The organism is Natronorubrum halophilum, from assembly GCF_003670115.1.
Classification (GTDB): Archaea; Halobacteriota; Halobacteria; order Halobacteriales; family Natrialbaceae; genus Natronorubrum; species Natronorubrum halophilum.
Map to the genome: position 1 here is coordinate 479642 of NZ_QQTY01000003.1, position 12793 is coordinate 492434.

At 59.7% G+C, this 12793-nt stretch carries 10 protein-coding genes; 2 read left to right on the plus strand and 8 right to left on the minus strand.

The annotated features are described in order from the left end of the window. Nucleotides 1-264: 264 nt before the first annotated feature. The 4 genes from DWB23_RS14325 to DWB23_RS14340 all read right to left on the minus strand — a co-directional run bounded on the left by DWB23_RS14325 (nucleotide 265) and on the right by DWB23_RS14340 (nucleotide 6228). Nucleotides 265-1578, minus strand: coding sequence for a malectin domain-containing carbohydrate-binding protein (locus DWB23_RS14325; RefSeq protein ID WP_238717444.1), 1314 nt, complete (start codon nucleotides 1576-1578; stop codon nucleotides 265-267). Nucleotides 1579-1902: 324 nt separating this feature from the next. Then, on the minus strand, nucleotides 1903-2142 hold the full coding sequence (locus tag DWB23_RS14330) for a hypothetical protein (RefSeq protein WP_121743491.1): 240 nt from the start codon (nucleotides 2140-2142) through the stop codon (nucleotides 1903-1905). Between the two features lie 144 nt (nucleotides 2143-2286). Further along, nucleotides 2287-3420: a TrmB family transcriptional regulator gene (locus tag DWB23_RS14335; RefSeq protein WP_121743492.1), complete on the minus strand. Its 1134-nt coding sequence runs from the start codon at nucleotides 3418-3420 to the stop codon at nucleotides 2287-2289. 171 nt (nucleotides 3421-3591) lie between these two features. Further along, entirely contained in the window at nucleotides 3592-6228 is a 2637-nt protein-coding gene (locus DWB23_RS14340; RefSeq protein WP_121743493.1) for a glycosyl hydrolase, read from the minus strand. A gap of 1360 nt (nucleotides 6229-7588) precedes the next feature. Between DWB23_RS14340 and DWB23_RS14345 the strand changes: the two genes are divergently transcribed. Beyond that, the gene (locus tag DWB23_RS14345; RefSeq protein WP_162989830.1) at nucleotides 7589-8032 is read left to right on the plus strand and encodes an ester cyclase; all 444 of its coding nucleotides are present in this window, start codon (nucleotides 7589-7591) and stop codon (nucleotides 8030-8032) included. A gap of 710 nt (nucleotides 8033-8742) precedes the next feature. Here DWB23_RS14345 and DWB23_RS14350 read toward each other — a convergent pair. The 3 genes from DWB23_RS14350 to DWB23_RS14360 all read right to left on the minus strand — a co-directional run bounded on the left by DWB23_RS14350 (nucleotide 8743) and on the right by DWB23_RS14360 (nucleotide 10251). After that, nucleotides 8743-9195, minus strand: a complete 453-nt coding sequence (locus tag DWB23_RS14350; RefSeq protein ID WP_121743495.1) for a pyridoxamine 5'-phosphate oxidase family protein — start codon at nucleotides 9193-9195, stop codon at nucleotides 8743-8745. Between the two features lie 295 nt (nucleotides 9196-9490). Continuing rightward, nucleotides 9491-9733, minus strand: coding sequence for a hypothetical protein (locus DWB23_RS14355; RefSeq protein WP_121743496.1), 243 nt, complete (start codon nucleotides 9731-9733; stop codon nucleotides 9491-9493). A 239-nt stretch (nucleotides 9734-9972) separates the two neighbouring features. Next, complete coding sequence (locus DWB23_RS14360; RefSeq protein WP_121743497.1) at nucleotides 9973-10251, minus strand: amphi-Trp domain-containing protein; 279 nt, start codon at nucleotides 10249-10251, stop codon at nucleotides 9973-9975. Nucleotides 10252-10527: 276 nt separating this feature from the next. Here DWB23_RS14360 and DWB23_RS14365 point away from each other — a divergent pair, with 276 nt between their 5' ends. Then, complete coding sequence (locus DWB23_RS14365; RefSeq protein ID WP_162989831.1) at nucleotides 10528-11898, plus strand: DUF389 domain-containing protein; 1371 nt, start codon at nucleotides 10528-10530, stop codon at nucleotides 11896-11898. A gap of 432 nt (nucleotides 11899-12330) precedes the next feature. On the opposite strand, the gene DWB23_RS14370 is transcribed toward DWB23_RS14365, so the two are convergent. Continuing rightward, entirely contained in the window at nucleotides 12331-12774 is a 444-nt protein-coding gene (locus DWB23_RS14370) for an ester cyclase (protein WP_121743499.1), read from the minus strand. Nucleotides 12775-12793 lie beyond the last annotated feature (19 nt).

The following is a 12793-nucleotide window of genomic DNA, read 5'->3' on the forward strand; positions in this document are numbered from 1 at the left end:
GATTCTATATTGTATAATACCCATTTAAATTTATTTTAATATATTTTAAAAGGTTATACTTTCGGAACCTGCAGCTGTCGGTGCCTTGCGGAGTACTGCGCCGGGTGCGCAGACCCGTTCGTGGGTATGACCGATCGTCACAGGGATAGCGATTCGTGCGTACGTCGGGTGACGAGACCGCCGCGTGCGATCGGTCAGACGGCGATGGTGTTGGAAGCGGGCCAGTGAGTGCGACCGGGTGGTGAGGTCGGTCCTCCGTCGAGCCTACGCCTCCTCGAACAGCCGGACGTAGTCGATCTCCATCCGCTGGGGGAACGTCGTCGTTGCGTCGGGCGATCCGGGCCACTCGCCGCCGACGGCGCAGTTGAGGAGCAACCAGAACGGCCCGTCGTCGAAGACCCACTCGTTGCCCTGGCTCTCGACGTCTTCGCGGGTGACCGTAAAGAAGTGCTCGCCGTCGACGTACCACTTGATCACGCCGGGATCCCACACGACGGAGAACACGTGGAATTCGTCGGCGAAGGTGCCGACGTCCAGGTGGTAGTCCCCGCCGATGGAGCCGCCGCCGGAGTAGCCGGGTCCGTGGACGGTACCGTGGACCGCCGACGGCTGGTCGCCGACCAGTTCCATGATGTCGATCTCGCCGTCGTCGGGCCAGGCCGTATCGCCGGCCGGCAGCATCCAGTGTGCCGGCCACATCCCCTGATCCTCGACGAGTTTCGAACGGAAGTCCACGCGGCCGTACTGAAAGTCCAGATTGCCTTCGGTCACCAGCTTCGCCGACGTGTAGTCGTAGGTTCCGTGCTCGTCGGAGACCGTCTCCTCGCGGATTTCGACGACCAGGTTGCTGTTCTCGACCCATCGGTTGTCCTGGCTGTAGTACTGCTCCTCTGCGTTCCCCCAGCCGGGGACGCCGTAGTCGTGGCCGTTGCCCTCCTGGTCCGCCCAGACGGACGTATCGAGCGAATCACCGTCGAAGTGATCGGCGAAGACCTGGTTCCACGACCGGCCGTCGAGGTCCCCCGGATCGCCGGGGTAGCTCGCGCTGCCGCCAGCCTCGACGACCTTGATCGCGCCGATCGTCGCGTTATCGACGTCGGTGCTGAACGAGACGTTCAGTGTGCCGTCCGAGACGTCGACCCCGGAGATCGTCCGCACCAGCGCCGAATCGTGCCCGACCGCGCCGTGGACGTCGAGATCGGAGATCCTCGCGGCACCTTCCGCGGAGACGTCGAACACGCGGTCGCCGTCGGCGGTCCAGTACGTCTCGGCGAAGTGTAACTCGATGTCGTAGGTTCTGTTGGCGACCGGAATCTCGTAGCTGAAATCGCCGTACCGTTCGGACTGGTACAGCGTGTCGTCGTCGGTACCGGCGATCGGGTCGCCCGTACTCGCGGCAGTACCGCCGCTGTACCCGGTATCGGCTCGGTAGTCGGTGCCGTCGGCAGCGGTGTACGCGCCGCCGCCAGCGTTAACCGCGAAGACGACATCGCCCGGGGCCGCGCTCGCGGTCGGACTCGCGAGGCCGGCTGTGGCTGCGGCCGCCGCGGCCGCACCCATGAACCGTCTGCGTAACATACTCGTATCGCTCGATTCGTCCGTTCTCCGTACCGACCGTTGGCTATCTGTCATAGGTTCTCAGCGAAGCCGGTGTCTGCCGGCTTCTGTCGTGCCACTTCTTTCCGTTGACGGACTGGACGCCATCCGAGTGTCGTCCGTTATCGCGACGCAACGTCCGTTCTCCTGCCGCTTGCGGCACGAGACATTCGTCCACGTATGTCGTGATAAATGTTCTCACTATTGTTCGTTCATCTATATGTATTTCGGCGTATAGATAACGCACGACGTCGAGCGTAACTCCCGGAGAATCAGGTTCGACGTCGCCGCGCTATCCGCATCCGGTCAGTTACCGGCGCGACGCTGCCGGCAGCGAGACAGGACGTAGCCCGCGGCGAGAAAGCCCGTACCGACGAGGACGAAATCGACGGCGAGTACGGTTCTCGTTCCGGATCCCGTCGGCTGCAACCATAACGCGATCACGAGGAGTACCAACAGGACGGCTTCGATCCCGAGTAGCAAGACGACGGCGGAGCGATACTGGCAAACCGTCTTCCAGAACCGATCCGAGTACGTATCGGCCATTGGTAACACTGCTCTGGCGCTGGTACTTGGCTCCACCGGTCGTATCCGTTCCTCGAGCGAATGCGATCAGCGATCGTTCCGATCGGCTCGTGGCTCCCTTCGGCCGGACGCTCGAGCGTCTACACGGGGCGACCGAAAACCCGATCAGTCGTCTTCCGCCGCGCGGCTGGCATCCGGCGCGCCGAGATCGACCACATCCGTCCCCGTCGGATCGTCGAACTCGATGTGCTCGAGGACGATCCGGACCGCTTCGATATCCTCGTAGACCGCACCCCAGCCGCCGACGCTGTACCGTTCGTCGTCGGCGACGAGTTCCAGTTGCAAGAACCCGGCCAGTTGCTCGAACGACGGCCGCCCCTCGGAGCGGTACGCGCCCGGATACTCGATGTGAGTGACGATTCCGGTGATCTCGCAGGGTTCGTTCGTCTCGACCAACGTGCCCTCGATCGTCACCGCGACGTTCGCCCCCTCCGCCCTCAGCGGTGCCACGTCGCGGACGAACTCCTCGAGGGTCATGTAGACGTACGGCGGGTCGGTGTCCTCGCAGATCGTCTCCCAGAGGGCCCAGACGCCCGTCTGGAAGTACCAGTGGAAGATCAGCGAGAGGATGTAGTCGTCGATCAGGACGCCGAACGGCCTGTTGGCCCAGTCGTTCGGCGTGAAACACGTCCGCGTGCGGTCCGCCACGAACAGGAACGGCCCCGGAATCCGGCAGGCGCGAAGCTCCGTCACCGTCCCCGCGAGGTCGATGTCCGCGAGTCGGTCCTCCAGATCCTCGCCGTAGACGGCCACCTTCGAGACGACGCCGCGATCGTGGGCGTCCTCGAGCGCGTTCGTCAGCGCTCGAAACTGATCGACGGTCGCGGACAGTTCGATGAAGCTCTCCGCGTCTCGGATCAGGTCCCGCGTCCGGTCGATGACCGTCTCCTCGTGCTTGACGACGCTGACCGTGTGATCGCTGACCGCCGGCCGCTCCCACCGGTCCTCAATCGCGTCGGCCGCCTCGTTCATCAGCTGTCCCCGGGATCGAAGGTCGCGGAGGACGCCGATCGGCTCCTTGGGACGGGCGTGGAGTTGGTCCTGGTCGAACGTCTCGACATAGTCCGTTCGCTCGAGAGCGCGAAGCACGTCGTAGATCTGGGACACCGGGACGGAACACTGGTTTGCGACCTCCACTGCCGGCAGCATTCCTCGCTCGAGCAGCGTGATGTAGGCGTCGGCCTGATACGAGGTCAACCCCGCGTTCTGGAGCGCGTCTCGGAGAGGGTCCCTGTCCATGCACCATAACGACAACAACCAGTAATCAGTCTTTTGCAAAACCGGGGCGGAGCGCTTCCGTTCGTCGACGTTTTCGCTCGTACCCGAGCCAGACGCGAGTCCCTCGCCGTGATCGACAGCACCGTCCGTCGGGACTCGAACGGCTCAGCCGGGACGGTCCGCGGGTCCCGGTCAGTACTCGTGAGTGAACGCGTCGGAGACGTACTGTCCGTCGGCGCCGTCGCCCCAGACGAAGCGGACGTCGATCGAGGCGCCGTCGCCGGAGGCGTCGCGCGTGTGAGTGTGAGTCCCTCCGTCGGACTCCATGCGGTAGCCTATCCAGCCGCCACCGCCGTCGAACTGGATGTCGGCCCAGTCGGCGTCGTTGTCCGGATCGAACTCCCAGTGGCTGGCGTCGCCGTCGTCGGTGACGGTTGCAGTCCAGCCGTCACCGGAATAGGTGTTCTCGCCGTTACCGCCATCGCCACCGTCTCCGCCGTCTCCTCCATCGCCGCCGTCATCACCGCCGTCACCGGTGTCCTCGCCGGTGGACGTGGCCAGCGAGTTCGCGGGGACGTCGAGTTGCGTGCCGTCGGAGAACGTCACGGTCGCGGCGGAGTCGCCGGCGTTGTAAGCCACGTAGGTTCGCTGGCTGCCGTCGCTGAACACCTGGTAGAACGGCGTGTCGGCGGTGACGTCGCCGTCGGGTGCACCCATCTCGTGGAGATTGTAGATCCAGTGATACGTCTGAGCGCGAGTGTGGCCGGCCTCGACCTCATAGCTGTCTTTCCGCGCCTCGAACTTGTCGACGGCGTCCTGTCCGTCGGAGAACGCCCGGTACATCCACATGAGATCGGGCCAGTAGTCGAACTCGTCGGTGCCCTTGTTCGCGACGAGTTCGTCGTAGTTCACTTCCGGCACCGCGTCGTCCCAGCCGAGGTGCAGCGAGTAGCCGGCCAGGGGCAGCCAGTTGATGCCGTGGATCGCCTCTTCGTCGTCGGTCCACCAGGTGGCGTAGGCGTACCCGTTGCCCCACACCATTCCGGCGGTCCCGTAGTCCCACGAGTCGGGGTGATTCTCGTCGTCGGCGTCGAACCAGTACTCGTGGACCGCGTGGAGTTCGGTCGTGTACAGGAAGACGCCGAAATCGCGCAGTTCCTCGTTGTCCGTGTACTCGCCCCACTCGATGATCGCCGCGTACGCGTTGAGCGCCTCGGAAGACGATTCCTGATTGTTGCCGTCGGCGAACTCGGCGCCGCCGCCCTCCGCCCAGGAGTGCCCGCAGTACGGGCTGAAGTTGCGTGCGAACGGGAACATGTCGTCCCCGCGTTCGGGGTTGGCGTAGTCGCGGATCAGGTGTTCGATCATGCCGCCCCAATGATCTTGAGCGCCCCACCCGGGGTCGGTGCGTGCGATTTCGGCGGCGGCGCGCACGTAGTAGCCGTAGTGGAAGTGGTGATCGGACAGCGCCGATGCCGAGCCGTGGCTCTCGGGATATCCCAGCAGCGACCCCCAGTTATCGTCGTAGTAGAACAGTTCCTCCGAACCGCTCTCGGCCTGGAGCCACCGCTCTATGTGATCCCGCAACGAGCCGACGATATCGTCGCGCTTGCCGGTTAGGCCGAACTGCTCGGCCAGCGCTTTGCTCTCGACCAGTCGGCCGTAGTCCTTGCCGACGTTGTACGTGTCGGGCCCTTCGATCGAGGTGTCGATCTCGTCGATGTACCCCTGAAGCTCCGCGGTGTCGTACCCGCCTTCGTCGGGCAGGAACGGAAGCATGCCGCCGTAGTCGTAGGTCGTCGAGAACGACGGGCCGGCGACGACGCGCATCTCTCCGCGCGGCGACGTGTAGGTCGTTCCCAGCGTGCCGTCATCGCTGTACTTCCACTGGTGTGGGTGTAAGGCGGTAATCGTCCCCGCGGCCGCGCTTTCGGGCCTGTCGTTCGTCTCGAAGTTGTACGTGGTGTGGACCGCGGCGTCAGCCTGATCGTACTCCCAGTCGATCCGGGTGTCGGTGACGAAGTTGTACGCGTAGTCCTCGAACGTATCGAGGAAGGCGGTCTCGGGGAGAGCGGCTATCGAACAGTATCCGGCACCGCTGAGGTCGTTGGTGAGCGTGTCGGTGCCGACGCCCGCCCAGGTCGTTCCGGACGGAGCGAACAGTCCGTAGTGGTGTCCGTCGACGGTGATACCGAGGACGTTCCCCTCCTCGGCCCAGACTTCCGGAGCGTCGTCGAAGCCGATCTCGGCACCGCCGCCCTCGTACTCGCAGAAGACGAAGGGTGATCCCTGTGCGAACGTCGTGCGAAGCGTCGTGGCGCTTCCCTCGCCCCAGAGCGCCTCGACCGACCAGTCGCCGTGGTCGTCCAGGCGCGCATCGGCGAAACTGTCCGCTCCCGCATGCCCGATGGTCAGGTCACGACCGCTGTTGTCCATGACCGTCGTCGAGCCGTCGACCCATTCGGTCGGGTTCTTGACGAGGAGTCCGCCGCTCTCCGCCCGGAGCATCAGCGGTTGGGAGAACATGTTCTCCGAGAACGCGTTCCAGACCAGACTCGACCACCAGTCGTTGGTCGGAACCGGTCCGTCGCCGAACCCGGTGGTCGTCCAGATGGCGTCCTGGGGCGCTTCCGCACCCGCCGGTAACGCCGTCGTGTAACTACCGTTGCCGACGGGTACGTGGTCGCTCGCGCTGGCAGTGCCGACCGCACCGACCGTCCCGACTGCCGATGCAGCGCCAAGCAGTTTGCAGTAGTTCCTGCGCGAGACGTCGCTCGAGCGCGCGTTACTGTCGATTTTGTCGTCGTTCGAAGGTCGTTCGTCACTCATGATTGCTACCGATAGCGCGAGCGTGATGTCTCCGCGGCGGCAAGACGGTCTCTTCGGCCGATTTGTTTCAGTTACCGCCGCGTCGCGTTCCGGACGCCCCTGAGGTCGTGGCGTTGCCGAAGCGATTGTCACGTTATTGCACGCTACCACCAGAATGTTATCGGCACCATCTATTATAGTTTTTTACCAGTATAGCTATAGTTCGAGCTACACAGATTAGAATAGAACTGATGAATGAGTGTGCGAATCAGATAGCGCGGTTTGAGCCGACTACTCGATGACCCCTCGTTCCGCCTTCCTGAGCCCGATCGGATACCTCGAGGGGCGGAAAGCCCGACTGACCCGGCCGGAGACGGACCTCGAGAATTCGGGCAGCAACTAGCCACACACCGATCACACGAAAGTTGTGCGATCGGGTGCGCGGTGACATTCAGCGGTCTACTGGTAGCGGCGTCCAAATGATGCGGTTCTCGATCCACCCCAATGATACGCTCTCGTCGTTCATTATCCGAAAGTGGTGATTCATTATTTCCGATCGATAGCGTGGGAAACGACAGCCGGAAACAGCCTTCTAGTGGCAATATTCTTTCATATACTGGTACAAAAAACAGATTTCTGATAGCTAACGGCTCGGACGACGAACGATTCCGGCCGGAGCGTCACACTGGACGCAGCGCGCCGCCCTTGTTTTACAACCATATTATTGTAAAACGCGCACTCTCGAGAGGTGATCCGCGGACGGTTCGATGCGAGGCGGACGAACGGAGCTACTGATCGGCAGATTCTGCGTGAGCGTTACCGAAGCGACTCGAGAACGAGGGCTGGGTCGAGCATTTGGGTGTTTAGAAATCTCGAATGTAGATGTAGCCGTCAAATAACATTGAATATGCCAATGTGCGATATTCACAATACGACCTGGCATTTTTCCGGCCACGACCTCCGAATTCTGGAAGGGATCGACTCGTCTCTTGTGGATGGGAACCACTGTCCGATCGGATTTTTCTCGCGTGTCAAGTTGGCAGCACGATCTTGCTCGAGCGAGGGCGATCAGATAGACACGGGCGTTCTCGAGAAACATGGGCTCTAAAACCGCGTTTCTCGGTCAGTTAATACAGAAACGTAACGACTGGACCGGTGCCAGTCGTCCAAATACAGTGACGGTGAAGTCCCTTTGCCGCCGTGGCTATTGCAGTAGTTGGTAATACGGCTTTGTTGAAATGGTGTTTTTCAGAGATGTTTTAGCGTGAAACACACGCTCACTTACGTGCGAACTGAACACCTATCGATATATCTGACACACCGTGAATCGAGAGATCATCTATATATTGTTCTGAAACGTAATTATAGATGGTGAATAATTGTGGCCGCAACTGAACACCGTACTGACAGCGAGGAGCGCTATCGCCGTCTCATGGAAGAGGCAGTAAATGAGGGGAAGATGGAGACCATCGACGAACTCGTCGCCGATGAGTTCGTCATGTCTGTCGCAGGCGAATCAGAACCGATCCAAGGGCAAGACGGGCTGAAAGCGTATATTCAGACGTACCGTGGCGCTTTCCCTGACCTTCACCTCGAGGTCGAAGATGTCGTCGTGAACGAGGATCGCGTCAGCGCCCGGTGGACGGTGACCGGGACGCACGAGGGTAAATTAGCAGGAATCAAACCAACGGGGGCTCGCGTCACCGTCGAAGGGATGGAATTTAATCGCCTCGAAGACGGCAAATTCACCGAAGTACAGGAACTGTTCGACTCCTATAGTCTATTTCGACAGCTCGGCGTCGTCCCTGACGAACAATCTGAATAGACGACGAGCGGGCACCATAGCGAACTGGTTCGTGCCCGCTTCCGTTTATCCTGAAAGATATGGCGAGAGCGAGGATGTCGTGGTGAAGCGACTGCACGCTAGCTGTGAAAGCGGCATCTGTTCCGGTCAGGTTGAACTGAAGCTGGTGCTCTGTCTACGTGCTATACTTACCGCAGAGGGTGCTGAATATATCATTCCGCGTGCATTTCAACAGAACCGAAGTGACCTTTTTATTCGACCTATTCTTCAGGAATGTCGATCGAGCGGTAGATCTTCGATCGTAATTTAGATGTTTGCTCTTCTCCAATCGTCTCACTCGCTTCAAGTACGTCTACAATTTCAACTATCGTATCGCAGAGTTATTCCGGGTTGTCGATGCGAGTTTTAGGCTCGTCTTCCATACGCTATCGTCTACATCAAGTATATTCAACAAGGGAGGCACCCATCCGGTGTCTCTTACCAAAAACGAGAAAATCCAACACAACAACCTGACGATTCTCGGATACGATGTTCGCAATCAGACTGCTGACTTCGTTCACTGATACAATGGAAACTTACCTATACTGACCACAGAGGATACAGAACCTATCTCGATTGCTCTGTTGAAATCCTCAATCGATGATAGGTATTCGAAGTCGTGCTGAATACAGAGCATGAGTTCAGCACGATAGTTGTCTTTCTATTCTTGAACTATCCGGAAGAGAATGTGCTTATTGTTCGCTCAGCTGGCCCGATATTTCCTCAATTTGAAGTTCCCACCCTTGAATGTCCTGCATCGGTTCAGCCTCAGAGAACAGGCTTGGATACCATGCATTGTCCCCAATCGCATCGACCACGTCAGTCCATTCATCCTCAGCAACCTGTCGAAGCGTCCCCGTCGCAATGACGCTTTGCCAGTTATGCTTTGAAACTACGTTATAGGTGGTGAAACTGGCCTTCTCGGTTTTCTTAGCGAACTTCTCCTTTTTACTCTGCTCACCAACGCGCAGAAACACGAAGAACAGCCGTGATTCCCCATCATAGCCAAATGAAACTGGGACTCCGTACGCTTCCTCCCCGTCGGTTAGTGAAAGAACTCCAAACCCTTGATTACGCAAGAAATCGTCAATTTCTTGTTCATCCATCTGAATTCCCTGGAGTTCAGCAAGGCTTTCTGGTGGCATCTCTCCCGTAGGATACAACGCCAATGCATGAATCGCTTGGGGCATGAAACACTGACCACCAGCGAGACATACACCTCTGCACTGACCGATCACCAGCCTTCGCTAATCGACCTTCGGAGAATGTTGTATTCGAGCTGTGTATTCAGCACGCTGTTTGTATCAACCGTTGAGGATTTCAACAAAGCCGGTAATACGACTTCTTCATTCAGACTCGGACGCGAAACTGATCTGTCCGATTTGGTAACTGCAGATGCGAACGTACCGACCGTGGAGGACAGGTGACCGGATTAGGTCGTCAGTCCAGTTCGTTTGAGAGGTGGTCAAGTGCAAGTATACTCATCGTCGTTACAGCGACTGGCACGAGCGAGGCGTCGGTCGAGAGGGGCGCATACACCGCTCCCATCGTCAGTAGTACGTGAACCACGATGAGAAGCAGAATGAACGCCCGAGCATGTCGGTCTCCGAGCACTCGATTGACGGCGAGCAATAACCCACCCCACAGCAGACCAATCCCGACCGAGATGAGAAGCGATTCCATTGGGTGGGCGTTCCTGTATCTGAACTTAACCGTTCCGTGAGATGATGTTCACACTGCACGCTCTGTACATCCCGCGAGTTTCGCAGGAAGTTCCGAAGAAAAACCGTACTACTGTCCCGTAGTTGTTCTGTTGGTGCAATACTATGGACACTCAAATATGGCAGATATATTATATGGGTGTCCTCGATTTCAAGTAGTCAAGCGCGGCTAACGACTGCTGTTCGAGAATCCGCTGCGATTCACTCCCGGATGGATAACGCGGCATCCTCGGCGGTCCGTGCCTCGCGCCGCCAGACCAGTTCGAATTCGATGCGCTGTTTCGCTTTTGTATCCCCGTCGGACCAATCGGATTCGGCCTCCAGTGTGAAGGTGACGGGATCGGACGGGTTCAACAGCACTTCCTTCCCGCCGAGCTCGAGCGTCACGTCGCCGCCACCGCCGAGTTGGTCGGCCAGTTTCCGAAGATCGTCGGCTATTTTCGCCCGTGATCGTTGCGCTTTCGTCTCGAATGCTCCCATACCGATCGAGACGACGACGAGAGTGATAATTGGATCAGGCAGCCGTAAGCAGTCGCGACTATCCTCTTTCGGTGTAAGACACGATCACTTCGGCACGGTGAGATTCGACGAGCGGCCCGGTTGGCAGGTGGATCGCCGACTCGGCGTGGACGCTCTCACGTTCCTGGATCTCGTGGGCGAACTGCGACGGATCGGTTCCTACCGGATAACCGACCGCGACGACCCCCGTCGTGTACGAACCCGAGCGTATTTTGGGTTGGTCGTGGTCGTCCCTGTGTGAGGACTCTCTATGTGCGAGTTCCGGAACGCTGTCGCGATGAGGCGCTCGTGGCGCTTACCGAACTGGACATCGAGTATGCAGTACTAGGTACTGGATCGTTGGCAAATATCCCCGACGCGGTCGAGTCAGTTGCTGGGTCGGACGACGAGACGGTTCTGCTTCAGATTCCGCTTCCAGCCGACGCCGTCGGACCGGTGCTGGACGCTCTCGAAGACGCTGGCGTCGATACTCGAGAGTACACGATCATCTCCAGCGGCGAAACCGCGATGACATCGACGTGGGACACACTGTTGAAGCGATACGCGAGAGATTTCGACCCCCTCACGTTTCCCGAACTTCGATCGAAGTCGATGAACCTCAGTCAGGATCCCGGCTCGTACTACGCGCTGATGGTCCTCAGCGCGCTGATCGCAACCGCCGGGCTGCTCGCGGACTCGCCGGCGATCGTCGTCGGATCGATGGTGATCGCACCGGTGGTCGGACCGGTGTTGACAACGAGCGTCGGTGCGATCACCGACGACCGGCGAATGGTAATCGACAGCCTCCGAATGCAGGCGTTCGGGCTCGCGGTTGCGGTGCTCGCCGCGATGGCGTTCGGCCTCGTCTTGCAAACGTTTCAGTTCGTGCCGCCGGTACTCGACCTGAGTACGATCGAACTGATCGGCGTGCGACTTGCACCGAACATGCTCGCGCTGATCGTCGGCCTGGCTGCGGGAGCAGCGGGCGGAATCGGGTTGACGACGAAAGGACCGATGTCGCTGATCGGGGTCATGGTCGCCGCGGCACTGATCCCAACCGCTGCTGCCGCCGGGATTGGAGTGATCTGGAATCGCCCGCTCGTCTGGATCGGAACGCTCGCCCTGTTGCTCGTCACGATAGTCGTGATCAACATCGCCTGCTTCGCGGCGCTGTGGGCGATTTACCGCCCGAATCCTTTCACGGACGGTGGCGTCCTCGCGTTCCAGTCCCTGCGAGAGGCGGCGCTCGTTTGTGCGGCGCTTGCCGTCCTTGCGGTGATCGTTGCCGGGACCGTCGGTGCCTCGGCACAACAGATCGCGTTCGAGCAAAACGCCAACGGCGCAGTTCACGACGTCATCGACGATTCCGAGCACGAAAACCTAACGGCCGTAGCGGTCCGCAGCGAGTACGCCGATCCCTCACCGTTCACCGGGCCCCAAACGGTCACGGTGGTGCTTAGCGATACCGCCCCCGGCGAAGCGCCGCCGTCGGACCTCGCCGGCGAAATTGCGGCTGAGATCGAGACCCGATCCGATCGCTCGGTCACCGTCCGCGTCCGATTCTTCGAGTATCAGGAAACGACGGCATCGACGCCGGCAGGAGCCAGCGCTCCGATCGCGTTCGGATGAGGCGGGTCCGCGTGACGGTCGTCTTTCGACGGTAGGCGACCACCGGACGTGGATTGAACCTCACTGACGCGCTCGAGCGCTGTTGCACCGTTCAACGCGCAATTCGATGGGGCTCCATTCGTTTATCTCTCGTTGCACAAAGTCAGACAGTGTCTGAAATGACGGGACAGGATGCGACGGTGTGCATCGATATCAATCCCGCTTCGGATCTCGATAGGAGCCACGAGTGTCTGTGACTCGAGGTGACCTGAACGCCAGGAAGGGGGTCGAGCAGGGTCGAACCGTTGTTCGAGGTACTGACTGCCACTGACGAGGTGGCGCTGTTCGAAGTTCGGGAAGAGACACCGCTTCGGCTCGGTAGCAACCCCGTAGGAGGTCGTTCTGAGAGGGCGGATACTTCTGTTCTGTCGTGGCCGAGTCGAGTCGGGGAGGCTACGCCGGCGGGAACTCGATGACCCCGATTTGGTGGAGAAGACTTAGGTTATCCGGGAGGAACCACCGCTCGGCGATCATCCCGTCTTCGATGCGGACGAAGGCCATCTGTTGGACCTCGATCTCCCTTCCGGTCGGTTCGATCCCCCAGAGCTCTCCCGTGTGCGTCCCGCGACTCACGAGAAACATAGCAACTGTATCGCCTTCCACGATGATGTCCACGACGGTCTGGGAAACGTCGGGAAACGCATCGAGAAAGGCTTCATACGACGCTCTGATCGCCCGTCGACCCTGCTGATCGCCAAACGCGTTACGGTCGACGGCGTCCGCCGCGTACAGTTCTTCGAGCAGGTCGAGGTTCCCGTCCCCGAAGACGTCCTCCGGGATACGCCGGGCAAGTTGCTTGTTTCGCTCCTCCTGTGGCGTGAGTGATGCGTCAGTCATGCGTGATATACTCCCCTGG